Annotated in this window: 27 protein-coding genes and 1 tRNA gene; 10 read left to right on the forward strand and 18 right to left on the reverse strand. The window is 63.9% G+C overall.

Translation table 11 applies throughout. The features are described from left to right. Positions 1 to 2 precede the first annotated feature (2 nt). From hisF to tatC, 7 genes are all read left to right on the forward strand, one after another. On the forward strand, positions 3 to 776 hold the full coding sequence (hisF, locus tag ACZ47F_RS07325) for an imidazole glycerol phosphate synthase subunit HisF (protein WP_464924095.1): 774 nt from the start codon (positions 3 to 5) through the stop codon (positions 774 to 776). 172 nt (positions 777 to 948) lie between these two features. Continuing rightward, positions 949 to 1,701 carry a bifunctional phosphoribosyl-AMP cyclohydrolase/phosphoribosyl-ATP diphosphatase HisIE gene (hisIE, locus tag ACZ47F_RS07330; protein WP_464924096.1) on the forward strand — a complete coding sequence of 251 codons (753 nt, stop codon included), beginning with the start codon at positions 949 to 951 and terminating at the stop codon, positions 1,699 to 1,701. Then, positions 1,698 to 2,081 (forward strand): hypothetical protein, encoded by a 384-nt coding sequence (locus tag ACZ47F_RS07335; RefSeq protein ID WP_464924097.1) that lies wholly within the window; start codon positions 1,698 to 1,700, stop codon positions 2,079 to 2,081. The genes hisIE and ACZ47F_RS07335 overlap by 4 nt, the downstream gene beginning before the upstream one ends. Further along, positions 2,078 to 2,428 carry a histidine triad nucleotide-binding protein gene (locus ACZ47F_RS07340; RefSeq protein WP_464924098.1) on the forward strand — a complete coding sequence of 117 codons (351 nt, stop codon included), beginning with the start codon at positions 2,078 to 2,080 and terminating at the stop codon, positions 2,426 to 2,428. Before ACZ47F_RS07335 ends, ACZ47F_RS07340 begins: the two co-directional genes overlap by 4 nt. A 23-nt stretch (positions 2,429 to 2,451) precedes the next feature. After that, on the forward strand, positions 2,452 to 2,694 hold the full coding sequence (gene tatA / locus ACZ47F_RS07345) for a Sec-independent protein translocase subunit TatA (RefSeq protein WP_464924099.1): 243 nt from the start codon (positions 2,452 to 2,454) through the stop codon (positions 2,692 to 2,694). A gap of 97 nt (positions 2,695 to 2,791) precedes the next feature. Beyond that, complete coding sequence (gene tatB, locus ACZ47F_RS07350; protein WP_464924100.1) at positions 2,792 to 3,280, forward strand: Sec-independent protein translocase protein TatB; 489 nt, start codon at positions 2,792 to 2,794, stop codon at positions 3,278 to 3,280. 66 nt (positions 3,281 to 3,346) lie between these two features. Further along, entirely contained in the window at positions 3,347 to 4,150 is an 804-nt protein-coding gene (gene tatC, locus ACZ47F_RS07355) for a twin-arginine translocase subunit TatC (protein WP_464924101.1), read from the forward strand. A 225-nt stretch (positions 4,151 to 4,375) separates the two neighbouring features. Here the strand turns inward: tatC and ACZ47F_RS07360 are convergent, their stop codons facing one another. Beyond that, entirely contained in the window at positions 4,376 to 5,557 is a 1,182-nt protein-coding gene (locus tag ACZ47F_RS07360; RefSeq protein ID WP_464926601.1) for a S1C family serine protease, read from the reverse strand. Between the two features lie 62 nt (positions 5,558 to 5,619). Between ACZ47F_RS07360 and ACZ47F_RS07365 the strand changes: the two genes are divergently transcribed. Both ACZ47F_RS07365 and pdxA read left to right on the forward strand, forming a co-directional pair. Beyond that, on the forward strand, positions 5,620 to 6,363 hold the full coding sequence (locus tag ACZ47F_RS07365; RefSeq protein WP_464924102.1) for a Nif3-like dinuclear metal center hexameric protein: 744 nt from the start codon (positions 5,620 to 5,622) through the stop codon (positions 6,361 to 6,363). A gap of 25 nt (positions 6,364 to 6,388) precedes the next feature. After that, positions 6,389 to 7,420: a 4-hydroxythreonine-4-phosphate dehydrogenase PdxA gene (pdxA, locus tag ACZ47F_RS07370; RefSeq protein ID WP_464924103.1), complete on the forward strand. Its 1,032-nt coding sequence runs from the start codon at positions 6,389 to 6,391 to the stop codon at positions 7,418 to 7,420. On the opposite strand, the gene ACZ47F_RS07375 is transcribed toward pdxA, so the two are convergent. The 16 genes from ACZ47F_RS07375 to icmF form a co-directional block, all read right to left on the reverse strand. After that, entirely contained in the window at positions 7,397 to 7,672 is a 276-nt protein-coding gene (locus tag ACZ47F_RS07375; RefSeq protein ID WP_464924104.1) for a DUF4404 family protein, read from the reverse strand. The two genes, pdxA and ACZ47F_RS07375, sit on opposite strands and share 24 nt — an antisense overlap. 122 nt (positions 7,673 to 7,794) lie before the next feature. Beyond that, on the reverse strand, positions 7,795 to 9,366 hold the full coding sequence (gene ubiB / locus ACZ47F_RS07380) for a ubiquinone biosynthesis regulatory protein kinase UbiB (RefSeq protein WP_464924105.1): 1,572 nt from the start codon (positions 9,364 to 9,366) through the stop codon (positions 7,795 to 7,797). Between the two features lie 8 nt (positions 9,367 to 9,374). Further along, entirely contained in the window at positions 9,375 to 10,034 is a 660-nt protein-coding gene (locus ACZ47F_RS07385; RefSeq protein ID WP_464924106.1) for a ubiquinone biosynthesis accessory factor UbiJ, read from the reverse strand. Positions 10,035 to 10,266: 232 nt separating this feature from the next. Next, positions 10,267 to 11,154 carry a Tim44 domain-containing protein gene (locus ACZ47F_RS07390; protein ID WP_464924107.1) on the reverse strand — a complete coding sequence of 296 codons (888 nt, stop codon included), beginning with the start codon at positions 11,152 to 11,154 and terminating at the stop codon, positions 10,267 to 10,269. Positions 11,155 to 11,256: 102 nt separating this feature from the next. Continuing rightward, positions 11,257 to 12,006 carry a bifunctional demethylmenaquinone methyltransferase/2-methoxy-6-polyprenyl-1,4-benzoquinol methylase UbiE gene (gene ubiE / locus ACZ47F_RS07395; RefSeq protein WP_464924108.1) on the reverse strand — a complete coding sequence of 250 codons (750 nt, stop codon included), beginning with the start codon at positions 12,004 to 12,006 and terminating at the stop codon, positions 11,257 to 11,259. An 8-nt stretch (positions 12,007 to 12,014) separates the two neighbouring features. Beyond that, positions 12,015 to 12,434 carry a gamma-butyrobetaine hydroxylase family protein gene (locus ACZ47F_RS07400; protein WP_464924109.1) on the reverse strand — a complete coding sequence of 140 codons (420 nt, stop codon included), beginning with the start codon at positions 12,432 to 12,434 and terminating at the stop codon, positions 12,015 to 12,017. Positions 12,435 to 12,818: 384 nt separating this feature from the next. Then, the gene (locus ACZ47F_RS07405; protein ID WP_464924110.1) at positions 12,819 to 12,995 is read right to left on the reverse strand and encodes a hypothetical protein; all 177 of its coding nucleotides are present in this window, start codon (positions 12,993 to 12,995) and stop codon (positions 12,819 to 12,821) included. 446 nt (positions 12,996 to 13,441) lie between these two features. Next, positions 13,442 to 13,517 (reverse strand) — tRNA-Thr (locus tag ACZ47F_RS07410). Positions 13,518 to 13,561: 44 nt separating this feature from the next. Continuing rightward, a complete protein-coding gene (locus ACZ47F_RS07415) occupies positions 13,562 to 14,092 on the reverse strand; it encodes a ClpXP protease specificity-enhancing factor (RefSeq protein WP_464924111.1) in 531 nt (176 codons plus the stop codon). 13 nt (positions 14,093 to 14,105) lie between these two features. Further along, positions 14,106 to 14,717, reverse strand: a complete 612-nt coding sequence (locus tag ACZ47F_RS07420) for a glutathione S-transferase N-terminal domain-containing protein (protein WP_464924112.1) — start codon at positions 14,715 to 14,717, stop codon at positions 14,106 to 14,108. Between the two features lie 172 nt (positions 14,718 to 14,889). After that, the gene (locus tag ACZ47F_RS07425; RefSeq protein ID WP_464924113.1) at positions 14,890 to 15,672 is read right to left on the reverse strand and encodes a cytochrome c1; all 783 of its coding nucleotides are present in this window, start codon (positions 15,670 to 15,672) and stop codon (positions 14,890 to 14,892) included. A gap of 11 nt (positions 15,673 to 15,683) precedes the next feature. Then, on the reverse strand, positions 15,684 to 17,087 hold the full coding sequence (locus ACZ47F_RS07430) for a cytochrome b (RefSeq protein WP_464924114.1): 1,404 nt from the start codon (positions 17,085 to 17,087) through the stop codon (positions 15,684 to 15,686). A gap of 49 nt (positions 17,088 to 17,136) precedes the next feature. Next, the gene (gene petA, locus ACZ47F_RS07435) at positions 17,137 to 17,718 is read right to left on the reverse strand and encodes a ubiquinol-cytochrome c reductase iron-sulfur subunit (protein WP_464924115.1); all 582 of its coding nucleotides are present in this window, start codon (positions 17,716 to 17,718) and stop codon (positions 17,137 to 17,139) included. A 481-nt stretch (positions 17,719 to 18,199) separates the two neighbouring features. Further along, positions 18,200 to 19,054, reverse strand: a complete 855-nt coding sequence (locus ACZ47F_RS07440; protein ID WP_464924116.1) for a pseudouridine synthase — start codon at positions 19,052 to 19,054, stop codon at positions 18,200 to 18,202. Between the two features lies 1 nt (position 19,055). Next, positions 19,056 to 20,144: a DMT family transporter gene (locus ACZ47F_RS07445; protein ID WP_464924117.1), complete on the reverse strand. Its 1,089-nt coding sequence runs from the start codon at positions 20,142 to 20,144 to the stop codon at positions 19,056 to 19,058. Between the two features lie 65 nt (positions 20,145 to 20,209). Then, positions 20,210 to 23,491: a fused isobutyryl-CoA mutase/GTPase IcmF gene (gene icmF / locus ACZ47F_RS07450; RefSeq protein WP_464924118.1), complete on the reverse strand. Its 3,282-nt coding sequence runs from the start codon at positions 23,489 to 23,491 to the stop codon at positions 20,210 to 20,212. A gap of 212 nt (positions 23,492 to 23,703) precedes the next feature. Between icmF and ACZ47F_RS07455 the strand changes: the two genes are divergently transcribed. After that, entirely contained in the window at positions 23,704 to 24,213 is a 510-nt protein-coding gene (locus ACZ47F_RS07455) for a DUF1269 domain-containing protein (protein ID WP_464924119.1), read from the forward strand. Between the two features lie 26 nt (positions 24,214 to 24,239). On the opposite strand, the gene nhaR is transcribed toward ACZ47F_RS07455, so the two are convergent. Beyond that, entirely contained in the window at positions 24,240 to 25,133 is an 894-nt protein-coding gene (gene nhaR / locus ACZ47F_RS07460; protein WP_464924120.1) for a transcriptional activator NhaR, read from the reverse strand. Between the last annotated feature and the right edge of the window lie 73 nt (positions 25,134 to 25,206).

Below are 25,206 nucleotides of genomic sequence, written 5' to 3' on the forward strand. Positions count from 1 at the left end.
ACATGCTGTTCAAGCGCATCATTCCCTGCCTCGACGTCAGCGGCGGGCGGGTGGTCAAGGGCGTCAACTTCGTCGGCCTGCGCGATGCAGGCGATCCGGTGGAAATCGCCGCGCGCTACAACGCCCAGGGTGCCGACGAACTGACCTTCCTCGACATCACTGCCACCAGCGACGGCCGCGATCTGCTGCTGCACCAAATCGAGGCGGTGGCCTCGCAGGTGTTCATTCCGTTGACCGTCGGCGGTGGTGTGCGCACCGTGGATGATGTGCGCCGGCTACTCAACGCCGGGGCAGACAAGGTCAGCTTCAACTCCGCCGCAGTCGCCAACCCGCAGGTCATCGCCGACGCCTCGGCCAGGTACGGCGCGCAGTGCATCGTGGTGGCGATCGACGCCAAGCGCCGCGATGGCAGCAGCGGCTGGGAGGTCTACACCCACGGTGGTCGCAAGGCCACCGGCCTGGACGCGGTGCAGTGGGCGATCGATATGGAGCGCGCCGGCGCTGGGGAAATCCTGCTGACCAGCATGGACCGCGACGGCACCAAGGCCGGTTTCGATCTGGCGCTCACCCGCGTGGTATCCGACGCAGTGAGTGTGCCAGTGATCGCCTCGGGCGGGGTCGGCAATCTCGATCATCTCGCTGCAGGGTTTCTCGAAGGTCATGCCGACGCGGTGCTCGCCGCCAGCATCTTCCACTACGGCGAATACACCGTGGGGCAGGCCAAGCGGCATCTGGCCGCACGCGGCATCGCCATGCGCCTGGATCTGTCGCCTTGACCGCCGACTCACAGTCCTTGTGATGCGGCGTGCGGGCTGCGGGATGGGATGCAAGGCGTACACCGAGACAATAACCGAAGCTATGGCGAGCGAGGACTACGCCGTAGACCGCCCGCAGCCCGGATGCGCAGTGCGCAGGGGGCTTGTTCAGTGTTGCCCTAAACTGCACCCCATGGACTGGCTCGATCAAGTGAAGTGGGATGCACGCGGACTCGTCCCGGCGATTGCGCAGGATGCGCACACCGGCCGCGTGCTGATGTTTGCCTGGATGAACCGCGAGGCGCTCGAGCAGACGCACCGGCGCGGCGAGGCGGTGTACTGGTCGCGCTCGCGCCACCGGCTGTGGCACAAGGGCGAGGAATCCGGCCATGTGCAAGTCGTGCGCGAGATTCGTCTCGATTGCGACGGCGACGTGGTGCTACTGCAGGTCGAGCAGACCGGCGGCATCGCCTGCCACACTGGGCGTGCCTCGTGTTTCTACAGTCGCCTCGAAAACGGCCGGTGGATCGCTGCCGACCCAGTGCTCAAGGATCCAGCGCAGATCTATGACCATGCCCTTGCGCATGCTGAGCCGCAGGCCCCGGACGATTGCGGCGCGGCGCTGCAGCGGATTCACACCACCATCCTCAGCCGCCGCGGGGCAGATCCGAATGCCTCGTATGTGGCGCGGCTGTTCCACAAGGGGGAAGATGCCATTCTGAAAAAGATCGGCGAAGAGGCTACCGAACTGGTGATGGCCGCCAAGGACGGCAATGCGGAAAAAATTCTGTACGAAACTGCAGACCTGTGGTTTCACAGCCTGGTTGCTCTGGCGCAGCACGGCCTGACTCCGCAGCAGGTCCTGGCCGAACTCGAGCGCCGCGAGGGCCGCTCCGGCCTGGCCGAATTCGCTGCCCGCCCCGGAAATACCGAGCAAACGCGATGATCGAACCGCAAATCATCACCCAATCGCCCAGCCCGCAGGACCTCGACAGCCTGAAAACCGTTGCCCTGGCGGTGTATGTGCTGCAGGCGCTGAGCTTTTTCTGGGGCATGACCGCGGTTCGGCGTGCTCATCGACTATGTCAAGCTCGACGACGCCCGCAGCACCTGGGTGGAAAACCATTTGCGCTGGGAAATTCGTACCTTTTGCTGGGCGCTGTTCTGGTCCGTGTTAGGAATCGCCCTGATCTGGATCTTCGGGCTGGGCTGCTGGTGCTTGCCGTGGTGTATTTCTGGACCATTTACCGCGCGGTCAAGGGCTGGCCCAAGCCACCGAGCGCAAACCTGTCCATCCCGCAGCACTCTGAGGCCGTTCTGCGATGACTGATTCCAACTGCATTTTCTGCAAGATCGCCGCCGGTCAGCTGCCGGCCCGCCTGATCTACCAGGACGACGAGCTGATCGCTTTTCACGACATTCGCCCGGCGGCCCCGGTGCATTTCCTGATCATTCCCCGACTGCACCTATCGTCTTTGTTCGATGTGGGTGCTGAACATACCGCCTTGCTCGGTAAAATGTTGTTCTTGGCACCGCGTCTGGCGCGCGAGCAAGGTTGCGAAGACGGTTTTCGCACTGTGATCAATACCGGCCAGAATGGCGGACAGGAAGTGTTTCACCTGCACTTGCACGTCCTGGGCGGACCGCGCCCTTGGCAAAGACAGGCCCCTTAAATTTTGCGGCGAAGGAGTAGATCATGGGTTCATTCAGCATTTGGCATTGGCTGATCGTGCTGGTCATCGTGATGATGGTGTTTGGCACCAAAAAACTGAAGAACATGGGCTCCGATCTCGGCGCTGCGGTCAAGGGCTTCAAGGACGGCATGCGCGATGCCAGTGCAGACGACAAGCCGGCTGAAGCCGACAAGCAACTCACCGCCGAGGCTGTAGCCAAGAAGGAGGCCATTGACGTCCAGGCCAAGGAAAAGTCGTCCTCCTGAGGTTCGGCGCACCAGGCTGGGCTGGCCGGCAGCGATGCCGGTTTTTTGTTCTCCCGCCCGGCTTGTGCGCCTGACACCTTCCCAGCCCTGACCGTCTATGTTTGATATCGGAATGTCCGAAATCGGCCTAATCGGCGTGGTGGCGCTGATCGTGCTTGGGCCGGAAAAGCTGCCGCGCGTGGCGCGCACTGCGGGCAATCTGCTTGGGCGAGCGCAGCGCTACCTGGCCGAGGTCAAAGCCGAGGTCAACCGGCAGATCGATCTCGAAGAACTGCGCAACGTCAAGTCGTCGCTGGAGACCGCGGCGCTCGACATGAAAAAAACCGTGACCGAGAACGTGGCCGAACTGCACGACAGTTTCGACGAGGCCTGGAAAGAGGCCACCAGTGGCCTGCACGGTGCGGCTAATCCGTCGATCGCCGACGGGCTGCATGCGCCTACGCTGCCCAGTCCGGCCTATCCGACCAAAAAGCGCAAGCGACTCTCGGGCAATGCCGTGCCGCAGTGGTACCGGCGGCAGGCGCGCGTGCGCACGCAGGCCCTGTCCGGTGCGGCGCGCATGGCGCGTTACCGCGTCAAACGCTGATGCGGCGCGGTCGCCGCAGCGTGTCTGGCGCGTTTTTCCCTCTCCTTGCAAGCGAGTGCATCGCCCGTGTCTGACCCCAAGAAAACGATACCACCGGACAGCCCCGAGGCCGAACAGCCGTTCATTTCGCACCTGATCGAACTGCGCAATCGGCTCATCCGCGCGCTTGCCGCGGTCGCCGTGGTGTTTCTGGCGCTGTCGATCTACCCGGGCCCTTCCGGGCTGTTCGATCTGCTGTCGCAGCCGCTGATCGCGCACCTGCCCAAGGGATCGACCATGATTGCCATCGGGGTGATTTCACCGTTCGTCGTGCCGATCAAGGTCACTTTGCTGGTCGCCTTCATGATCGCCCTGCCGGCGGTGCTCTACCAAATCTGGGCCTTCGTTGCCCCTGGCCTGTACACCCATGAAAAGCGTCTGGTTCTGCCGCTGATCGTCAGCAGCACGTTGCTGTTCTACCTGGGCGTGGCGTTCTGCTATTTCTTCGTGTTCGGCCGGCTGTTCACCTTCATCCAGAGCTTTGCGCCCAAGGTGATTACCGCGGCGCCGGACATCGAGGCGTACCTGAGCTTCATGCTGACCATGTTCATGGCCTTCGGCACGGCGTTCGAGGTGCCGGTGGTGCTGATGGTGCTGGTGCGCTTCGGGCTTGTGTCGGTGCAGCAGCTCAAGTCCTGGCGCAGCTATTTCATCGTCATCGCATTCATCATCGCGGCCATCGTCACGCCGCCGGATGTGGTGTCGCAGACCTCGCTGGCGGTGTCGATGATTCTGCTGTTCGAGGTGGGCATCCTCGCGTCGCAGTATCTGGTGAAGTATTCGGCGCCTCCCGCCGAGGAAGAGGAAAACGCCCCGTCCTCCTCGACCTAACAGGCCGTTGAAAAACGTCGCGAGGATGGCCAGATGCAAGGCGCACGGCGCGCAGCGACCGAGACATATCAAATAGATAGGCGAGGCAGCAAGCACCGCGCAACGCCGCAGATGGCCCACCGCAGTAGTTTTTCAACGGCCTGCTAAGGCAACACTGAGTCAGTCCGTGTGATGCGCAGCGCCGCGCAAGGGCCTTGTTTTGTGTTGCCCTAAATCGCCTGCCGATCAGGGCACCAGCCCCTCGCTGTCTTCGGCGGGTGGCATCTGGCTGAGGTTCTGTGGCCGCGTGCCGATGCGCACATGCAGGGTGAGTGGCTTGCCGTCGCGCAGCACCTGGATGGTCGCGTCGCTGCCGGGCTTGAGCGCGGCAACTGCATTGAGCAGCTGGCCGGTGTTGGCCACTGGACGGCCTGCCACATCGAGCACCACATCCCCGGGCTGCATGCCGGCGCGGTCGGCGGGGCCCTGGCGCAGCAGGCCAATGATGACTACGCCTTCCGGCCGCGGCAGGTTCAGACTGTGGGCGATTTGATCGGTCACGTCCTGCGGCTCCACCCCGATCCACCCACGCACCACCCGTCCCGTGGTGATGAGCTGCTGCATCACGTCGCGCGCGGTGGACACCGGCACGGCAAAACCGATGCCCAGCGAACCGCCACTGCGCGAGAAGATCGCGGTATTGATGCCGATGAGATTGCCGTTGGCATCGACCAGCGCGCCTCCGGAGTTGCCCGGGTTAATCGCCGCATCGGTCTGGATGAAATTCTCGAAGGTGTTGATGCCCAGTTGAGTGCGGCCCAACGCGCTGATGATGCCCTGGGTGACTGTCTGGCCGACGCCGAAGGGATAACCGATCGCCAGCACCACATCGCCGACCTGCGCGGTCTCGTCATTGCCGAACGCGATGACCGGCAGCTTGTCCAGCCGGATGCGCAGCACCGCCAGATCGGTGTCCGGGTCGCGGCCCACGAGGGTGGCCTTGGCCTGGCGCCCATCGGCCAGCGTGACCTCGATCTGGTCCGCGCCGTCGACCACATGGTTGTTGGTCAGGATGTAACCGTCGGGGCTGACGATCACGCCCGACCCCAGCCCGTAGGTGGGTTGGCGGCTGCCATGAAACTGGCGCAACCACGGATCCAGCCCCGGCATGCGGCGCGGCATTTTGGCTGTGGTGATTGATACCACCGCGGGCATGGCCTTGAGCGCCGCGGCGCTGTAGCTGCCCGGTGCGGGCTGCGTGGGCACTGCGGTTGGCGCGTCGCGCACGGTCACGACAGCGGGTGGGCGCGCAGGCAGCGACACGGGCGCGCCGAATTGCACCCATTGCGGTTTGAGGGTGGAGACGACGAACAGCGCCGCCAGCGCAATCGTCACAGTCTGGGAAAATAGCAGCCAGAGGCGTCGCATCATTGTCGTAAGCAAGTGGGAGTTCCCCAGATGGCGGCGTGTCTTCATGCTTCAAGGCCACCATGCACAGAGAACAATTGCTGTGTGCAATCGACCTACTGCTCGATTGCGCACGCTTTACCGATTATTGCCCAAACGGGTTGCAGGTCGAAGGTCGCGAGCAGATCCAGCGCATCGTCACCGGAGTGACCGCGAGTCTGGCGCTGATCGAGCGCGCCATTGCGCTGCGGGCAGATGCCATTCTGGTGCACCACGGCTATTTCTGGCGGGGCGAGGATCCGCGGGTGATCCGCCACAAGCGCAAGCGCCTGGGCCTGCTGCTGGCTGCAGATATCAATCTGCTGGCCTATCACCTGCCGCTCGATGCGCACAGCGAGATCGGCAACAACGTGATGTTCGCCAAGCGCCTGGGCTGGACGGTGCAGGGGCGGTTTGGCAAACAGCAGCTGGGCTGTCTGGGCAGTGCGCCGCAGACCACCATCGGCGCGCTGGCGGCGGCGGTGGCGCGGGGGCTGGGGCGCGCGCCGCTGGTCATCGGCGAGGCCGATGCCCCGGTCGGGCCGCTCGCCTGGTGCACCGGCGCTGCACAGGACTGGATCGAGGAGGCCTGGGCGGCCGGCGCACACACCTTCGTCAGTGGCGAGATTTCCGAGCCCACGGTGCACTTTGCGCGCGAGATGGGCATCAACTACCTGTCATGCGGCCATCACGCCACCGAGCGCGACGGCATTCGCGCGCTGGGCGATCATCTGGCTGCACACCATGGTCTAGACCATGTCTTCGTCGATATCGACAACCCGGCCTGAGCGCGGCTGCGCGGCTCCTCTGGCCATGACTTTGGGAGATGCCTGCGGCATCGGCCCGGAGACCATCGTGCGGGCGTTTTCGCTCGGGCAGGCGCAGGGTTGCGTGGTCTACGGAGATGCCGCCTGGCTGGCGCGCATCGCGCAGGCCATGCACTTTACGCCGCAGGCCAGTCGCCCGGTGATCGTGCAGCTCGACAGCCTGACCGAATGGTGCGCAGCGCCCGAGCTGAGCATTCCGGTGCTGCCGGTCGTGCAACTCCCGACCGATCTGGTTCCGGGGCGGGTGGACGCACGCGCCGGCGCGGCGGCTTACGCCTGCATCGAGGCCGCTGCCAGGGACGCGCTGGCCGGTCGGGTGACGGCCGTGGTGACCGCGCCGATCCACAAGGCCGCACTGCATGCCGCCGGCGTGCGGTTCCCCGGGCATACTGAAATCCTGCAGCATCTCGCCGGGGGCGTGCCGGTGCGCATGATGCTGGCAAATCCCCAGCTCAAGACCGTGCTGGTGACGGTGCACATGGCACTGCGCGCAGCGATCGACGCGGTGACCACCGACGCCGTACTGCAGACCGTGCGCATCGCGCATCAGGCGGCTGCAGGCTGGGGTGTGCCGCGCCCGCGGATTGCCGTCGCCGGGCTCAACCCGCATGCGGGAGAGGGCGGCTTGTTCGGCGATGAGGAGGAACGCTTCATCGCGCCGGCCATCGCCCAGGCGCGGCGCGAGGGCATTGACGCCAGCGGCCCACATCCGCCGGACACGGTGTTCATGCGTGCCCGCCACGATCCGCCGGTACATCCGGGTGAATTCGACATCGTGGTGGCGATGTATCACGATCAGGGACTGATTCCGGTGAAGTATCTGGGGGTGGAGCAGGGCGTGAATGTGACTCTGGGGCTGCCCTTCATGCGCACCAGCCCCGACCACGGCACCGCGTTCGACATCGCCGGTCAAGACCGCGCCGACCCGAGCAGCCTGATCGCCGCAATCCGCATGGCACGGCAACTAACCGCGCCGGGGGTGCGAGCCGCGCGGTCAGATGCCGATCCCGAGCAGTAACGTGCGCAACTCGCGCAGCATCAGATCGATGTTGGGATGCTCGGCGGCAAAGCGCGTGGCCAGGGTCTGCGCCTGCTCGGCCAGATCGCCTTTTTCCTGCGCTGCGGTCTGGTCGGGTTTGTTTTCCAGCGCGGCGTGGATGTCCCGGTCGAGTGTCTGCAGCAAGGACTTGAGCTCGGGGTCGAGCTCGGGCTGAGACTGCAGCACGGTGTGCAGGCGCTGCAGGGTCTGGCGGATTTGGGTGTCTGACATGATGTGGTGCAGGGCAGAAGATCGCCGCATTGTGCCCATGCGCATCAGGCGCGGCAAGTCCCGCGGTCGCCGAGCCGCCGCGCGGCGCGCAAGCGGGTTGTTCAGCGTTGCCTTGTCAGGCCCTAGAACAGCGCATGCAGCCAGCGGCTATCCAGCGCACCCAGCAGCAGTACCGCAGCGACGAAACCGAGGACGAAGGCGAGCAGCACCTGCAGTAGATGATTGGTGCGTCGCTGCTCCTGCAGCAAGGCGCGTAACGCTGGGTCGTCACGCCGCTGCTGCGCCTGCAGCGCTTGATGCAGCAAGCGGGGGATTTCCGGCAGATACTGCGCGTAGCGGGTCGACTCGTTCCTGAGCTTGTCGCGGAACGCCGGCCAGCCCACCTGGCTTTTCATCCATTTTTCGAGAAACGGCTGAGCCGTGGTCCACAGATCGAGGTCGGGGTCGAGCTCGCGGCCCAGGCCCTCGATGTTGAGTAGGGTTTTTTGCAACAGCACGAGCTGCGGCTGGATTTCCACCTTGAAGCGCCGCGAGACCTGGAACAGGCGCATCAGCACCTGGCCGAGCGAAATGTCTTTCAGTGGCCGCGCGAACTGCGGCTCGCACACACTACGCACCGCAGCTTCGAGTTCGTCGATGCGCACATCCGCCGGTACCCAACCCGACTCCACGTGCAGTTCAGCCACGCGTTTGTAGTCGCGACGGAAGAAAGCGATGAAGTTCTGCGCCAGGTAGTCCTTGTCGAAATCCGACAGCGTGCCGACGATGCCGAAATCCAGCGCGATGTAGCGGCCGAAGGTCTCGGGCTGCAGGCTGACCATGATGTTGCCCGGATGCATGTCGGCGTGGAAAAACCCGTCGCGGAACACTTGGGTGAAAAAAATGTCCACGCCGGCACGCGCCAGTTTTTTAAAGTCCACACCGGCGGCGCGTAGGACATCGATGCGGCCGATCGGCACACCGTTCATGCGCTGCATTACGATCACCTCGCTGCGGCACAGGTCCCAGTACATCTCGGGAATCAGCACCAGATCGAGCGAGGCCATGTTGCGGCGCAATTGCGCGCCATTGGCGGCTTCGCGCACCAGATCGAGCTCGTCGTGCAGGTATTTGTCGAATTCGGCGACGACCTCGCGTGGCTTGAGCCGCTTGCCCTCCTTCCACAGTCGATCTACCAGCGCGGCCATGGTGTGCATCAGCGCGAGATCTTCCTCGATGACCTTGTGCATGCCGGGGCGCAGCACCTTGACTGCGACCTCCGCACCGCCTTGCGCCGCGGGCAGTGTGGCAAAGTGCACCTGCGCGATCGATGCACTAGCCACCGGTTGGCGCTCGAAGGTGGCGAACAGCGCCTCGATCGGTTTGCCAAAGGCGCGCTCGATGATGGTCACCGCCAGGTCGGAATCGAACGGTGGCACCTTGTCCTGCAGCTTGGCGAGCTCGTCGGCAATGTCCATCGGCAGCAGGTCGCGCCGGGTGGACAGCACCTGACCGAATTTGACGAAGATCGGCCCGAGGTCCTCAAGCGCCAGACGCAGGCGCTGTCCGCGTGGTGCATTTAGCGTGCGGCCGAAGGTGAGCACACGGCTGAGGCGGCGCAGCCACGGGTGACGGAAGCCGGAGAGGACGATTTCATCCAGCCCGTAGCGCAGGATGACCGAAAAAATCTTGAACAGACGCTGCAGACGTCGCATCGAGCCGTTCAGCGCCGGTTGGCGTCCATGTGCTGTTGCAACTGGGCAATGCGTTTTTGCAGCCGGGCGGCGCGGTCGCGCAGGTCGCGCACCGCATCCTGCTGCTGCGCGAACTCATCGCGGCTGACCAAAGCCCGTGGGCCCTCGGCAAACCAGGCGCGGGTTCTTGCCTGTCCGCGCTCCCAGGCCTGCCTGCCTTTGGCCAGCGCGGCTTGCCCTACCCGCGCCAGGCGGTGCGCCGGGATGTCGCCGATGATCTGCGCCAGATCGTCCTCCGCATCCCAGCGCACATGGGCCAGCAGCCAGGACAAGGTTTGCGCCAGATCCGCGTCGCCGCGCACCTGCGCCGCGCTCAGGCTGAGCGGCGCGCCCCTGGCGATGGCCTGGCGCAGCGCGTCGAGGTCCACAGTGATGTGCAGATCGGCATCGTCTGCAACAGGCGCCCCGGATTGCGGAACATGAAGCAGGCCGTCTGGGCCGATCTGCCATGACAGGTTGATTCCTGGCGCGGTGAACACCAGCGTCTTTCCCGCATGCGCGCGTAGCCTGTCCTGCGCCTGAGGGTCGGCAGCAAGCAAATGGTTGATCGCCGGCTGCATGAGCGATTGCAGCTTCGGGACGGCACGCGTGCCGTCTGGGATCTGGTGGGTGGGATCGGAAATAGACATGTGCCTGAGCAGAGCTCAGCGCATTCTAGGAGGGCCCATGCCGGGCGCTGCGACGTGGCGCAAAAAAGGCCCGCAAAAGTTACCGGTGCTGCAGCGCCCATAAAAAACGCCACAGCGCTGGCGCAGCTGCGGCGTGGGACAGTCGAGGGGACATCCGGCCGAAGGCTCAAAAGTTGTGAATTTTTCTGCTGCGCGGCCCGCTGGCCGCTCGCAACGAAATGTTCACAACTTCTCAGTTGAGCTGCTGGATGCCGGCAAGCCGCCAGCCGCTGGAGCCATCGCGCGGCTTGACCAGGTTCCATACCTCACGCACCGGGCTGGCACCGCCCCAGGTCTCCTCGCGCACCAGACCGGAGAACTCCACGCTGGCCACATACTCGGTGGATGTTTGCTCCAGGTCGAGCAAGGTGGCCTTCAGCGTGACCACATCGGTCTTGTTCGGCGCCATGCCGCGTTGCTTCAGCTGTGCTGACAGGGCCTCGAACATCTCGTCGGTGGTGAAGGTCTTGAGACTGCCGAGGTCGGCCGCGTCCCAAGCCTGCTGCAGGCGGATGTAGTGCTGCTTGGCGCTGGCCAGAAAACCCTCCTGGTCGAAATCCGCGGGAATGCGCGAGGCACCGGCAGCCTGCGGCATGGTGTTGGAGGACCACTGTGGCGGCATGTGTGCCTCGGCGCCCAGCGGCGTCTGCGCATCACCCTGCAGCGGCCCCCCGGCATACTGCAACTGGGTGGTTTGCTCAGCGGCGGATCTGCGACGCAGCAGGCTGAAAATCCAAAATGCAGCCAGCGCGATCAGACCGATCATCAGCGCCGATCCGAGGAAGGAGGCCAGCGCGCCGCCAAGACCTAGCGCATGGAACAGCGCCGCCAGTCCAAGGCCGGCAGCCAGGCCACCCAGAATGCCGCCCCAGCGGCTAGGCTGCTTGGCTGGCGGCGTGGCCGCTGCCTGCTGGCGCGCGGCCGTGGGCGCGGCCTGCTGTGGCGGTGCGGCCTCGCGCTGTGCCACGGCGTTGCTCTGTCGGCCCAGACTCTTGCCGCCCCCGAGGCGCTTGGCGTGCGCGTCGATTGCGCCCAACGCCAAGACGAGCATCAGACCGAAGGTGAGGACAGTGCGGAGCAAACCGGTTGTTTTCATATGTAGCCTGAGCTGATGGAAAGATGGTGACATTTTGTTACGAATGAGCCGGGAAAGTTCTGCCCGCAGGACGCACATTGTGTGAGGTCAATATTTTTGTCCGATGTGCAAGGCGACGATGCCGGCAGAGAGGTTGTGCCAGTCGACATGGCCGAATCCGGCGTCGCGCATCATTTGCGCCAGGGTTTGCTGGTCGGGGTGCATGCGGATCGACTCGGCCAGATACTGATAGCTCTGCGCGTCTCCCGCCACCAGCTTGCCCAGCCGCGGCAGCACCTGGAACGAATACAGATCGTAGGCGCCGCGCAGGGGCTCCCAGGGTCTGGAGAACTCGAGCACCAGCAGCTTGCCGCCGGGCCTGAGCACACGGCGCATTTCCCGCAGCGCGATGTCCTTGTGCGTCATGTTGCGCAGCCCGAAGGCCACGCTGACCAGATCGAAAGTGGCATCGGCAAATGGCAGCTTTTCCGCGTCGCAAAGCACGCTGGGCACCAGCACGCCTGCGTCGATGAGCCGGTCGCGACCCGCGCGCAGCATCGCACCGTTGATGTCACTCATCACCACCACACCGGTCGGGCCGACCCGGCGAGCGAAGGCGCGCGACAGATCGCCGGTGCCAGCCGCGACGTCGAGCACCCGATCCCCGGTGCGAGCTCCCGAGATCGCCACGGTGAAGGCTTTCCAGACGCGGTGTAGTCCGGCGCTCATCAGATCGTTCATCAGGTCGTAGCGCGGGGCGACCGAATCGAACACGGCGCGCACCCGGGCGGCTTTTTCCTCTTCGGCAACCTGCTGGTAGCCGAAATGCGTGCTGGCGCAGGCTTGGGTTTCGGACATGAGGGCTTTTAGTGAGAGGAACAGTGGTGCGTAGAGGAGCCGGCAGCGGGCAACGGCGTGTCGCGATCCACGCCGGCAGCCTCGAGCCGGGCGAGATAGTCCGCCCAAAGCGTGTCCTGGTTCTGCCCGAGATGGTGCAGGTAGCTCCAAGTGTAGATGCCGCTGTCGTGACCGTCGGAAAAAGTGGGCTGGATCGCGTAATGACCGACCTGCGTGACGCCGACGATTTCGACTTCGCGTTTGCCGGTCTGTAGCGTTTCCTGCCCCGGCCCGTGTCCGCGCACCTCGGCAGATGGCGAGTACACCCGCAACAGCTCATAGGGCAGCCGGTACACCGTGCCGTCGGCATAGCGCAATTCGAGCACGCGCGAGCGCTTGTGCAAGACGATGGACTCGGGCCAGTCGGTACGTGGGGCAGGAGAGGTCATGCTGGGAACGATACATGCGGATGGGGCATTGTCTCTCAGTCGCAGCAGGACTGCTTTTCGGGCCTGCTGCGCACTGCCGGGGAGCCCTCACAGCCACACAAAAAAAGCCCAGGTCGGTGTCGACCTGGGCGAATTGCACACTCCCTGAAAGAGCCAGTAAAGGCTCGGACATGATTTGATACAAATCGAGACGATTTGTCCAGAAGCTCTTTTATTCCGACTTGCGCGCGCAGGATTTGCGGTTTTGCGCCCGGGCGCGCGGGACGTTGCTGGACCTGGCCCGGGCGGGTCAGATCTGCACGACGGTTTTGCCCTTTGCCTGGCAGGCGCTGAGACTGTGCAGCGCCTGCGCGGCCTCATCGAGCCCGATCCGATGCAGAAAGGCTAGGCAAACTCATCGGTCAGCACATTGACGCGCGTGAGATCGCCGTACCCACGCCGGAGATCAACACCAACAAGATTGCGCAGGCCATCGCCAAGGCGGCCACACCGGCTTTGGAATCGGCCTTGGCAGACCGGGTGGTCAAGCTGGACGCCGAGGAAGCGCATGAAGCGATCCATGGAACGGTGCCCGACACGCTGTTTTCCTGGCAAACAGGCGCAGCTATAGCCGTCGCCCTATTGACAGATGACGATCGCCGGGCGCTGGTGGGGCGGTCAGGAGGTGGAACAGCGTTATCAGCCGCTCTGCGCGCAAGTGCAGGCGCAGATTCGGCAGATGCCAGCATTGGCGGTGCCGCAGACCCCTACAGCCAACCCGCAGCCTCAACCGCACGAGTGAGCGTCGAGGACAAGCGCACCATCAACTGAAGGGCCGATTTGAATCAACTCGTGCCGTTCAAGCTAATGCGATGAGGGACATGGGGGAGTGTGGTTGCGTGCCTTTGCGTAAGTTTGGGGGAATTCAGGGGGAATCGCGGTTCAGAAAAGCTCACAGCTGGGCCAGATATGAATATAGAGCCGCAACGTGTGTGGCTCTGTAAGTTATTGATTCTTTATGAGTTTTCTGGTGCCGACTATCCGAATCGAACGGATGACCTACCGCTTACAAGGCGGTTGCTCTACCAGCTGAGCTAAGTCGGCAAAAGACGGCGCGTGCGGCGCGGCACGCGACGGCTGCAGCTATTTCACTTCACGCGGGTCAGACGCGCGCCGCCGGGACGCGGTGCGCAGGGCGGTGGTTCGTCGGGTGGGGGGGAGGTCTGATCGGCTACGCCAGATTCTACAGGGCGCAGCCGGGCCGGAGCCGCGGGGGACGCTGCGCCAGGCGTTTCGTCCCGCCGGTCTTCCGCGGCTGAGGCATCAACGAGGTCTGCATATTGCTGTGCGTGGTCCGTTTCCGCGGGGAAGGCCATGCCCTGGCTGGTTTCGCGGGCGTAGATTGCGGTGACTTGGCCGATGGGGATGACGATGTCGCGGGCCACACCGCCGAAGCGGGCCTTGAAGCGGATGTCGTCGTTGCCGATGTGCAAGCCGCTGGTGGCGTCGAAGCTGATGTTGAGCACGATTTCACCGTTTTTTACGAACTCCATCGGCACGCGTGCGCCAGCACCCACCTGTACTGCGATGTAGGGCGTCAGACCGTTGTCCGTGCACCACTCGTAGAGTGCGCGGACGAGGTATGGCTTGGTGGATGTGGTGTTGTGCGCGCTGTCCATCGGATGCCAATCCTCACTTGCGCATGATCTTTTCCGAGGGCGTGAGTGCCTCGATATACGCCGGCCGGGCGAAGATGCGCTCGGCGTATTTCGCGAGCGGCAGGGCCGATTTGGGCAGCTCGATGCCGTAGTGGTCTAGCCGCCACAGCAGCGGGGCGATGGCCACATCGAGCATGGAGAACTCCTCGCCGAGCATGTATTTGTTTTTCAGAAACACGGGGGCGAGCTGAGTGAGGCGATCGCGGATGGCTGCGCGGGCCTTTTCCAGGGCTTTTTCGTTGGACTTGGTCTGGCGCGATTCCAGGGTGCTGACATGGACGAACAGTTCCTTTTCGAAGTTGAACAGGAACAGGCGCACGCGCGCACGCGCGATGGGGTCGCCAGGCATGAGCTGCGGATGCGGAAAGCGCTCGTCGATGTACTCATTGATGATGTTCGATTCGTAAAGAATCAGATCGCGCTCGACCAGGATGGGCACCTGGCCGTAGGGATTCATGACACTGACGTCTTCGGGTTTGTTGAATAGGTCGACGTCGCGGATTTCGAAATCCATGCCTTTTTCGAACAGCACGAAACGGCAACGCTGCGAGAATGGGCAGGTCGTGCCGGAATAAAGCACCATCATGAATACAGACTCCTGTCAAAAATCGATCAGTGACCCAGGATGCTCCGCGCCCTTTTCACGAGGAGCGCGGGGCGAGCCGACCAGAATCTCGCAAAAACACAACGGGGTGGCGTAGCCACCCCGAAGCGGTGTGGGCCCGGTGCCGGGCCCGGGATACGGGTGGATTTGCGGGCTACTTCACATCCTTCCAGTATTCCGATTTCAGCTTCCATGTGAGGAAAGTGAACAGTCCTAGGAAGATGAGCACGATGACGCCAAGGCGCTTGCGAAACAGTTGATCGGGCTCGGCCATCCACTGCATGTAGGCAACCAAGTCGGCAATCGATGAATCATACTCGTTTGGCGACTCCGTACCCTGGGTCAGCTGGGTAAAGCCGACGAAGGTCTTGAGCTTGACCTTCGGGTCGGTCGGGTCGGGACCGACCTGGAAGTTGGCTGCACGCTCGCCCTGCAGCATCCACAGCGGGTTAGGCATGCCCACGCCGGGAAACACCAGATTGTTCCAGCCGGTGGGGCGGCTGTCGTCGCGGTAGAAGGTGCGCAGGTAGGTGTAGAGGTAATCGGCGCCGCTACCGCGGTGAGAGGCCAGCGCCTTGGTGATGATGGTCAGGTCGGGCGGTTCGATGCCAAACCATTTTTCGGCCTGTTCCGGCGTCATCGCCACGCGCATGGTGTCGCCGATCTTGGCGTTGCCGAACATCAGGTTGTGCTGGATCTGATCGTCGGTCAGGCCGATGCGGCGCAGGCTTTCGTAGCGCATGTACTTGGCCGAGTGACAACCCAGACAGTAATTGACGAACAGCCGCGCGCCGTTTTGCAGCGCCAGGATGTTGTTGACCCGGTAGGGTGCATGGTCGAGCGGGATCTCTTGCTGTTCGGCCGCGGCGCTGGCCACGCCGTGCAGCATCAGGCCGAGCAGCAGTCCCAGGCCGAGGCGGTGCAGGAGGGATTTCATGGGCGCGCGTATCAGTGGGCTTTGTAGGTCAGGCGTTGCGGCACGGGCTTGAAGGTGCCCATCCGGCTCCACCACGGCATCAGGAAAAAGAAGCTGAAGTACAGCAGGGTGCAGGTCAGCGCCACGGCGTAGGCTAGCGGCGACGGCGGCTGGATGCCGAAATAGCCCAACACGATGAAATTGAGTGCGAACAGGATATAGATCGCGCGGTGCCAGCTCGGCCGGTAGCGGATGGACTTGACCGGCGAATGATCCAGCCAAGGTAGGAAGAAAAAGATGAGCACTGCCCCTCCCATGCTGACCACGCCCCAGAACTTGGCGTCGATCGAGGCCAGAGCCCACAACAAAAGCCCCCCGCCCACGGCAAACAGCGCAGCGCGTGTGGGCCTGCTGCGGTTACGCCATAGCGCATACAGCGTGGCGATGACGAGCACGACCATCCAGATGTGCACCGTGGTGCTGGTGGTGGCCCGCAGGATGGAATAGAAGGGCGTGAAATACCACACTGGCGCGATGTGCGGCGGGGTCTTGAGCGGGTTGGCCGGGATGAAATTGTTGTGCTCGAGGAAATAGCCGCCGAACTGCGGTGCGAAGAACACGACCGCACAGAAGATCATTAGGAATACCGACAGCCCGAACAGGTCGTGCACGGTGTAGTAGGGATGGAAGGCCACACCGTCACGCGGGATCCCGCGGCCGTCCTTGTTGTCCTTGATTTCGATGCCGTCTGGGTTGTTCGATCCCACCTGATGCAGGGCGATGATGTGCGAGCCGACGAGACCGATGAGCAGCAGCGGAATCGCAATCACGTGGAAGGCGAAAAAGCGGTTGAGCGTGACATCGCTGACCACATAATCACCGCGGATCCACACCGCCAGGTCGGGGCCGATCACCGGAATGGCGGAAAACAGGTTGACGATGACCTGAGCGCCCCAGAACGACATCTGTCCCCAGGGCAGCAGATAGCCGAAGAAGGCCTCGGCCATCAGGCTGAGAAAAATCAGGCAGCCGAAAATCCAGATCAGCTCGCGCGGTGTCCGGTACGAACCGTAGATCAGGCCGCGGAACATGTGAAGGTAGATGACGATGAAAAACGCCGACGCGCCGGTGGAGTGGATGTAGCGGATCAGCCAGCCCCAATTGACATCGCGCATGATGTACTCGACCGAGGCGAAGGCTAACGCGGCATCGGGCTTGTAGTTCATCACCAGGAAGATGCCGCTGACGATCTGGATCGCTAGCACCACAATCGACAGCGAGCCGAAGTAGTACCAGAAATTGAGATTCTTCGGCGCGTAGTACTCGGTCAGGTGAGCGCTCCAAAGCGAGGAGAATGGAAAGCGCTTGTCGATCCAGCCACGCAGCCCGCCGTACTCGGGTGTGGCATGCGCGCCATGCAGCGTTTGGTCTGCCATTAGATGTCTCCTGTCGGTCTGGTGGGGTGATACAGGCCGTGCGGCCTCGTCAGGCTTGCGTGTGCTCGCCAATGCGCAGTTTGGTCGGTGTCAGATACATATACGGTGGCACCACAAGGTTATCGGGCGCCGGCATGTTCTTGAACACTCGTCCGGCCAGGTCAAACATCGAGCCGTGGCAGGGGCAGAGAAAGCCCCCGTCCCAGTCGGCCGGCAGCGAGGGCTGTGGCCCCGGGGTGAACCGGTCCACTGGCGAGCAACCTAGGTGGGTGCAAATGCCCACGACCACCAGATACTCTCTCTTGATCGAGCGCCATTGGTTCTGTGCCCACGGCGGAGTGGGAAAGGCGGTGCGCTTGGAGTCTGGGTCGGCAACCAGCGACTGGGTTTCGTTGAGCGACTGCAGCATGGCCGGGGTGCGGTGCAGGATCCAGACCGGCTGACCACGCCACAGCACCGTGATCTTTTCGGTCGGGCGTAGGGTGCTGATGTCCACGTCCACCGGCCCTCCCTCGGCCCGCGCCTTGGCAGACGGGGCGAGCGAGTCCACGAAGGGGACGGCCGCACCTCCCGCCGCCACGCAGCCGGCGCAGCCCGTTGCGATCAACCATGTGCGACGTTTCGAATCCATGCTCAGGCTCCACAAAAGATGGCGCATTGTTCCCTGCGCGCGCGGGCTTGGACATTAGGACAACCCTCTATAAGCACGCACTGATTTAGCAGTTTGTCGTTGATGAATGTCAAATGGAAGTCTGCTGCGGTGCAACAAAGTCAAGCGCAGTGCAGGGCTTGTGACAACTTGACGGCAGGCGCGTGCAGAGCCCGCGTTCAAAACCTGCGCCGCATCACAAGGACTTATTCAGTGTTGCCTTAGCAGGCCGTTGAAAAACTACTGCGGTGGGCCATCTGCGGCGTTGCGCGGTGCTCGCTGCCTCGCCTATCTATTTGATATGTCTCGGTCGCTGCGCGCCGTGCGCCTTGCATCTGGCCATCTTCGCGACGTTTTTCAACGGCCTGTTAGGTCGGGCAGGGGTGTTGCGCGCATGTCTTGCGGCCATACCACCGCGCCCGAGGTGTGGGGATGGGAACGCCGGTTTTTTGCGCCTGTTCGGTCAGAACTGCTCGTCGTCGCGCAGGTAGCGCCATGTCCCGACGGGTAGTGCGCCCAGCCGCACCTGGCCGATGCGTACACGTTTCAGACCCGTTACGCGCAGTCCAACGCTATCGCACATGCGGCGGATCTGCCGCTTCTTGCCTTCGCGCAGCACGAAGCGCAGCTGCTGCGGGTTGACCCACTCCACCTGCGCCGGGCGCAGCCGCTGGCCGTCGAGGGTCAGGCCGTGGCGCAGCAGGGCGAGCTGCGCGGCGGGAAAGTGCGACTGCACATCGTCGTCGCCCACCGTCTGGGCATCAAGTAGCGTCACCCGCACCAGGTATTCTTTCTCGACCGCGCCGTGCTCTCCGATGAGCCGACGGGCGATGCGGCCGTCCTGCGTGAGCACCAGCAGCCCGGTGGAGTCGATGTCCAGCCGGCCCGCCACCGCCAGATGCTGCAATCGCCCGGAGGAGAACCGCCGGGGCAGCTTGCAGCCCTCCCAGCGGGTGTCGGCCCGGATCAGCGTGGCTGCCGGTGTGTAGCCGTGCTCGGCCTGGACACTGACATAGCCCACCGGTTTGTGCAGCAGGATGGTGACCTGCTCGGCCTGTCGCTGCGCTGCCGCTGGGTGAATCGCGATGCGCGACGCCGGCAGGTCGGCCGCCACCTTGGCGCCCAGTTCTGCCGGCACACCGTCGAGCAGCACCCAGCCGCGTTCGATCCAGTGATCGGCCTCGCGCCGCGATGCCAGCCCAAGCTCGGACATGCGCCGCGACAACCGCACACTGCCAGCCGGATGCGCCGTTGCCGGTGCGTCGTGTTGCAGCGGCAGGTCGGGCCAGATCGGACTGGGGCGTGGCTTTGCGGCCATGTCAGAAATTGTGAATTTTTCTGCTGCGCAGCCCGCAGGCCGTAAAGCGCGGTGCTCGGGGCTGGCCGATCTGATGGATCTGTTTCGACCCTGCGCACCGTGCGCCTTGCCACCGGGATGCTCGCGACGAAATTTTCACAACTTCCCAGCGATCCACCGCAGGTACGGGCTCCAGGGCGCGCAGCCGGGCCCGCAGGCTAGCAACCAGGGCGCGAGGCGAGAGCTGCGATACCACCAACCCGCAGAACACCAGCGCGCAGCCGAGCAGGGCGCGCAGGTCCAGCGTCTGCTGCAGCATCAGCCACGCAGCCAGTGCGGCGAATACGCTTTCCATGCTGAAGATCACCGCGGCATGGGCGGCGATGGCGTCGCGCTGCGCCACCACCTGCAGGGTGTAGGCCACGCCGACCGACAGCGCGCCGCCATACACAATGGTCCATGCGGCCTGCTGCAATGCCGCCAGGCTGAGAGTCTCCATCGGGACGCCGGCCCCCAGGCAGAGCATGCCGCAGACTACGAACTGCATGACCGCTAGCCGCAGCGGATCGTGCCGCGGCGCCAACCGGCCCAGCAGCAGAATCTGCACCGTGATGATCAGCGCGCCGGCCAGCTGCAGCCAATCGCCTTGGCGCACGCTGTAGCCGCTGCGCATACTGAGCAGATACATGCCGAGCAGCGCCAGCACTGCGCCCAGCCACACGCCGCCGCCCACCCGCCGTCCACCCAGCAGCCCAAGCAGCGGCACGAGCACTACATACAGCGAGCTGATGAACCCGGCGTTGGCCACCGCAGTCGATTGCAGACCGATCTGCTGCAGCGAGATCGACAGCACCACGACCAGTCCGAGCAGGCCGCCGTCGCGCAGCAGGTTGCGCGGTGTGGAATGCGGATACGCAGCTGGGTCGGGGCGTGGGCGAAGCGCCATGAACGCAGCCACCACCGCAGCGCCGAGCATGAAGCGCAGTCCGGTGTAGAAGAACGGGCCGATGCGGCCGATGCTTGCGGTCTGCGCCACGAAGGCCGTGCCCCAGATGAACGAGGCCAGCAGCATCAGCGCGCTGGCGCGAAGCGAGGCGGACGGTGTGGGCATGGCGGCGAAAACGAAAATCGCCGCGCAGCAGGCGCAGCTGCAGGTGATAATACCGTGCGGGGGGCTCACATATTGCGCCGGTACTGTCCGCCAACTTCGAACAGCGCTTGGGTGATCTGCTCCAAGCTGCACACCCGCACCGCGTCTATCAGCACCTCGAACACATTGGCGTTGTCGAGCACTGCCTGCTGCAATCGCTGCAGCATGGCGGGTGCGTGGGTCGCGTGGCGCGCGTGGAATTCGGCCAGTCGACGCAGTTGCGACGCCTTTTCCTCCTCGGTCGAGCGGGCGAGTTCGATCTGGGCAGGCAGCGCGTCGCCATGCGGGTTGCGGAAGGTGTTGACACCGATGATCGGCAGCTCGCCGGTGTGCTTGAGCATTTCGTAATGCAGGCTTTCCTCCTGGATCTTGCCGCGCTGGTAGCCGGTTTCCATCGCCCCGAGCACGCCGCCCCGCTCGGCGATTGCTTCGAACTCCTTGAGCACGGCTTCCTCGACCAGGTCGGTGAGCTCATCGATGATGAAGGCACCCTGGTTGGGGTTCTCGCACTTGGCCAGCCCCCATTCGCGGTTGATGACGAGCTGGATCGCCATGGCGCGGCGCACCGATTCCTCGGTGGGCGTGGTAATCGCTTCGTCGTAGGCGTTAGTGTGCAGGCTGTTGCAGTTGTCGTAAATGGCGATCAGCGCCTGCAGCGTGGTGCGGATGTCGTTGAAGGCGATTTCCTGCGCATGCAGGCTGCGGCCGCTGGTCTGGATGTGGTATTTGAGCTTCTGGCTGCGCTCGTTTGCCCCGTATTTGTCGCGCAGGGCGATGGCCCAGATGCGCCGCGCCACGCGGCCGAGCACGCTGTATTCCGGGTCCATGCCGTTGCTGAAAAAGAAACTGAGGTTGGGCGCGAAGTCGTCGATGTGCATGCCGCGCGCTAGATACGCCTCGACGAAGGTGAAGCCGTTGGCCAGGGTGAAGGCGAGCTGGCTGATCGGGTTGGCGCCGGCTTCGGCGATGTGGTAGCCGGAAATGCTTACCGAGTAGAAATTGCGCACCCGATGGCGGACGAAATATTCCTGAATGTCGCCCATGACCTTGAGGCTGAACTCGGTGGAGAAGATGCAGGTGTTCTGCCCCTGGTCTTCCTTGAGGATGTCGGCCTGCACCGTGCCGCGCACGTTTTCCAGTACCCAGGCCCGGATCTTGGCGGCTTCGTCGTCGGTCGGCTCGCGACCGTTATCGGCACGGAACTTGTCGAGCTGCTGGTCGATCGCGGTACACAGGAACATCGCCAGAATGGTCGGTGCCGGACCGTTGATGGTCATCGATACGCTGGTTGCCGGGTCGCACAGGTCGAAGCCGTCGTACAGCGCCTTCATGTCGTCGAGCGTGGCTACGCTGACTCCGGAGTTGCCGATCTTGCCGTAGATGTCCGGGCGGCGGTCGGGGTCGGCACCGTAGAGGGTGACCGAGTCGAACGCAGTGGACAGGCGCTTGGCCGGCATGCCTTCGGACAGCAGCTTGAAGCGCCGATTGGTGCGAAACGGATCGCCCTCGCCAGCGAACATGCGCGTGGGGTCTTCGTTTTCGCGCTTGAAGGCAAACACCCCGGCGGTATACGGAAAGTTGCCGGGGACGTTTTCGCGCATCAGCCACTTGAGCAGCTCGCCGTGGTCCTCGTATTTCGGCAGCACGACTTTGCGGATGATGTTGCCCGACAGGGTCTTGTACGTCAGGCGGGTGCGGATTTCTTTGTCGCGGATCCGGACCACGTAGTCGTCACCCGCGTAAGCGCGTTGCATGTCCGGCCACATCGCCAGCAGCTTGCGCGCCTGCGGCAGCATGGCCTGCTCGCGCAGCATGGCCTGCTCGCGCGCGGCCTCGGCGGCGCTGGGCTTGTCGGGCTTGCTCGCTTGCAGGATGTTCGCGGCCTCGCGCAGCTGCTGCACCTGTCGGGCCAGGCGGCTTTGCTGCTCGACCGTGCGGTGATAGCTGCGCAAGGTGTCGGCGATCTCGGCCAGGTACCGGTTGCGCGCAGGCGGCACGATGGGGGTCTGATGGGTGCTGTGGCGCGTGCTCACCTTGGGCAGGCGCCCGGGTTGCAGCGCCAGCCCATGTTCGGCCATCTGGGGTTTGATCGCCTGATACAGCGCAGTGACGCCGTCGTCGTTGAAGCGGCTGGCTTGGGTGCCGAACACCGGCATGGCCTCGACCGGCTGGTCGAAGGCGCCGCGGTTGCGCTGCACCTGCTTGGCCACGTCGCGCAGCGCATCCATCGCCCCCTTGCGGTCGAATTTATTGATCGCAACAAAGTCGGCAAAGTCGAGCATGTCGATTTTTTCGAGCTGGCTAGCCGCACCGAATTCAGGGGTCATGACATACAGGCTGAGATCGACCAGCGGCGCGATGGCAGCATCCCCCTGGCCGATGCCCGAGGTTTCGACCAGCACGAGATCGAATCCGGCCGCTTTGGTCGCGGCGATCACGTCAGGCAGCGCCTTGCTGATTTCGCTTCCGGCCTCGCGCGTGGCCAGGCTGCGCACATACACCCCCTGGCCGCGCTGCCACGGCCCGATGGCGTTCATGCGGATGCGGTCGCCCAGCAGCGCGCCGCCGCTCTTGCGCCGCGACGGGTCGATGCTGATGACCGCGATGCGCAGTGCATCATCCTGGTCGAGCCGCACACGGCGGATCAACTCGTCGACCAGACTGCTCTTGCCCGCGCCGCCGGTACCGGTGACACCGAGCACCACAGCGCGTGCAGAGCCGGCGCGGGCGTGGAGTTCGCGCAGCAGCGCCGGGTCTGCCGTGCCGTTTTCCAGCTGTGTGATCAGGCGCGCCAGGGTTTGCGGGTCGTTGGCCAGCAGGTCCAGCGCGTGCTCGGCGTGCAGCGACGGCAGCGGCCGGTCGGCGCGCTTGAGCATGTCGCCGATCATGCCCTGCAGGCCCAGCGTCTGTCCGTCTTCCGGGCTGTAGATGCGCGCCACGCCGTATGCCTGCAGCGCGGCGATTTCCTCGGGCACGATCACCCCGCCGCCGCCGCCGAATACCTGGATATGTCCGGCGCCGAGTTCGCGCAGGCGGTCGATCATGTAGCGGAAGTACTCCATGTGCCCGCCCTGGTAGCTGGAGATCGCGATGCCGTGCACATCCTCCTGAATCGCCGCAGTGACGATTTCGTCGACCGCACGGTTGTGGCCCAGGTGGATCACCTCCGCGCCCATCTGGATCAGAATGCGCCGCATGATGTTGATCGCCGCATCATGCCCGTCGAACAGCGATGCTGCGGTGACGAAGCGCAGCCTCTGCTGCGGGGTGTAGGCGGCCAGTACCCTGGCGTCGGACAAGTCGGTCATCGCTGTCTCCTTGCGTGCGGCGTCTTTCGCGCCGCATCCCGTTGAATTGACGTATACGTCAATTCACAACTGTAGTCGATCTGCGGGTCGGCGTCCGGCTTGGTCAAAACCCTAAGCCCGTTTTCAGACGGGGGGATTAGGCTAACGACCGACCAATCCGAACAAATGTGGGTTGGCCTCGACATCGACCATCGATCCATCGGGAGACAATCATGCGCAGACTGTTTTTTCTTGCCCCGGACGTGCAAAGCGCGCACGCCCTGGTCGATCAGCTCTTGCTGGCGCGCATTTCGGACAAGCACATCCACGTACTGGCCCGCGAGGGCACGCCGCTGGGCGATCTGCCCGAGGCGGGCATCGCCCAGCGCTCCGACCTCATCCCCGCCATCGAGCGCGGTGCGGCAGCCGGAGGCACCACGGGGCTGATTGCCGGACTGGTGGCGGTGGCGCTGCCGGGCATGGCCATCATTCCGGCGGGTGGCATTGTGATTGCACTGGCCGCAGCCGGCGCGCTAGTGGGCAGCTGGGCCAGCAGTCTGGTGGGGGTGAGCGTGAGCAGCACCCGCCTGGAGCGTTTCAAGGATGCGATTGCCTCCGGTCAGGTACTGGTGATGGCCGACGTGGTGCCAGAGCAGGTGCAGCACATCCTGGACCGCATGAAGGCATGTTGCCCGAACGTGGCCTCCGAGGGCATGGACGCCGACATTCCGGTCTTTCCTTGAGCCTGGTGCGAAGCTTTTTGCCCGGCTCAGAGCGCGAGCAGGTCTTTCGCCAGACGGGTGATCTGCGCCACGCCGGGATGGGTGATACGCCGCTCCACTGAAATGGCGTAGAACTCCTGCTGAACGTCGTCGCAGTGACCGAGCAGGCGCACGCCCAGCTCGCGCTCCAGATCGCCCTGCAGCACGCTGGGGGCGGCAAACGCGCCGCGTCCTTCGCGGCCGAATGCGGTCATCAGCGCACCGTCCTCGAATTCCCCCGCGACATGCGCAGCGATTTTGTGGCTGCCCAGCCAGCGGTCGATCTGGCCGCGCGCCGCTGAACTGGTCGCCGGCAGCAGCAGCGGCAGCTCCGCCAGACAGCGCGGAAAGGGCTGCACCGCGCGCGCATGCAGTTGCGGCGCGGCAAAAAAACTCAGCGTGCTGCGGCCGAGCCGGTGGTTAAACGCGCGCACATTCACGTGCGCGGGCAAGGGGGCGTCGGCAATCACCAGATCGAGGCGATGCACCGCCAGGTCGGCCAGCAGATCGTCTATCTCGCCTTCCTCGCAGATCAGCCTGGGCGATTCGTCCCCTTGCAGCGCGGGCTCGATCAGCCGGTAGGCAATGGCCTTGGGCACGGCGTCGGTGATGCCGATGCGTAGCGGCACAGCGGGGCGGACGGGCTGATCGTGCTGCATCACGGTCTCCAGCTCGGTGCCCAGGGCGAAGATCTCGTCCGCGTAACGCAGCGCGATCTGACCGGCCACAGTGAGCTCCAGCCTGCGGCCGCTCTTGCGAAACAGCGGTTTGCCGAGCTGCTCTTCCAGCAGCTTGATCTGCCCGCTGAGGGTTTGCGGCGTGAGGTGCAACTGCTTGCCCGCACGCACGATGCCGCCGGTCTTGGCGGTCACCCAGAAGTAATGCAGGTGTTTGAAGTTCACGCCGGAGTCCTTCTTTCAGTTCGAATAAAACGAAAAGAAAAATTAATAAATACGAATTTACGCGAAGTGTTTT

This window comes from Thiomonas islandica (assembly GCF_055383445.1).

Coding starts and splice junctions, on each gene's coding strand:
- ubiE (WP_464924108.1), bottom strand. CDS start 12,006: ATGTCCGAAACCCAAGCCTGCGCCAGCACGCATTTCGGCTACCAGCAG.
- ACZ47F_RS07425 (WP_464924113.1), bottom strand. CDS start 15,672: ATGAAATCCCTCCTGCACCGCCTCGGCCTGGGACTGCTGCTCGGCCTG.
- hisF (WP_464924095.1), top strand. CDS start 3: ATGCTGTTCAAGCGCATCATTCCCTGCCTCGACGTCAGCGGCGGGCGG.
- ACZ47F_RS07445 (WP_464924117.1), bottom strand. CDS start 20,144: ATGCCCACACCGTCCGCCTCGCTTCGCGCCAGCGCGCTGATGCTGCTG.
- petA (WP_464924115.1), bottom strand. CDS start 17,718: ATGGATTCGAAACGTCGCACATGGTTGATCGCAACGGGCTGCGCCGGC.
- ACZ47F_RS07400 (WP_464924109.1), bottom strand. CDS start 12,434: ATGACCTCTCCTGCCCCACGTACCGACTGGCCCGAGTCCATCGTCTTG.
- ACZ47F_RS07415 (WP_464924111.1), bottom strand. CDS start 14,092: ATGGACAGCGCGCACAACACCACATCCACCAAGCCATACCTCGTCCGC.
- ACZ47F_RS07340 (WP_464924098.1), top strand. CDS start 2,078: ATGACTGATTCCAACTGCATTTTCTGCAAGATCGCCGCCGGTCAGCTG.
- ACZ47F_RS07335 (WP_464924097.1), top strand. CDS start 1,698: ATGATCGAACCGCAAATCATCACCCAATCGCCCAGCCCGCAGGACCTC.
- pdxA (WP_464924103.1), top strand. CDS start 6,389: ATGACTTTGGGAGATGCCTGCGGCATCGGCCCGGAGACCATCGTGCGG.
- tatB (WP_464924100.1), top strand. CDS start 2,792: ATGTTTGATATCGGAATGTCCGAAATCGGCCTAATCGGCGTGGTGGCG.
- ACZ47F_RS07365 (WP_464924102.1), top strand. CDS start 5,620: ATGCACAGAGAACAATTGCTGTGTGCAATCGACCTACTGCTCGATTGC.
- ACZ47F_RS07430 (WP_464924114.1), bottom strand. CDS start 17,087: ATGGCAGACCAAACGCTGCATGGCGCGCATGCCACACCCGAGTACGGC.
- ubiB (WP_464924105.1), bottom strand. CDS start 9,366: ATGCGACGTCTGCAGCGTCTGTTCAAGATTTTTTCGGTCATCCTGCGC.
- tatA (WP_464924099.1), top strand. CDS start 2,452: ATGGGTTCATTCAGCATTTGGCATTGGCTGATCGTGCTGGTCATCGTG.
- hisIE (WP_464924096.1), top strand. CDS start 949: ATGGACTGGCTCGATCAAGTGAAGTGGGATGCACGCGGACTCGTCCCG.
- ACZ47F_RS07375 (WP_464924104.1), bottom strand. CDS start 7,672: ATGTCAGACACCCAAATCCGCCAGACCCTGCAGCGCCTGCACACCGTG.
- ACZ47F_RS07385 (WP_464924106.1), bottom strand. CDS start 10,034: ATGTCTATTTCCGATCCCACCCACCAGATCCCAGACGGCACGCGTGCC.
- icmF (WP_464924118.1), bottom strand. CDS start 23,491: ATGACCGACTTGTCCGACGCCAGGGTACTGGCCGCCTACACCCCGCAG.
- ACZ47F_RS07455 (WP_464924119.1), top strand. CDS start 23,704: ATGCGCAGACTGTTTTTTCTTGCCCCGGACGTGCAAAGCGCGCACGCC.
- ACZ47F_RS07420 (WP_464924112.1), bottom strand. CDS start 14,717: ATGATGGTGCTTTATTCCGGCACGACCTGCCCATTCTCGCAGCGTTGC.
- ACZ47F_RS07440 (WP_464924116.1), bottom strand. CDS start 19,054: ATGGCCGCAAAGCCACGCCCCAGTCCGATCTGGCCCGACCTGCCGCTG.
- ACZ47F_RS07360 (WP_464926601.1), bottom strand. CDS start 5,557: ATGCGACGCCTCTGGCTGCTATTTTCCCAGACTGTGACGATTGCGCTG.
- ACZ47F_RS07405 (WP_464924110.1), bottom strand. CDS start 12,995: ATGGATCGCTTCATGCGCTTCCTCGGCGTCCAGCTTGACCACCCGGTC.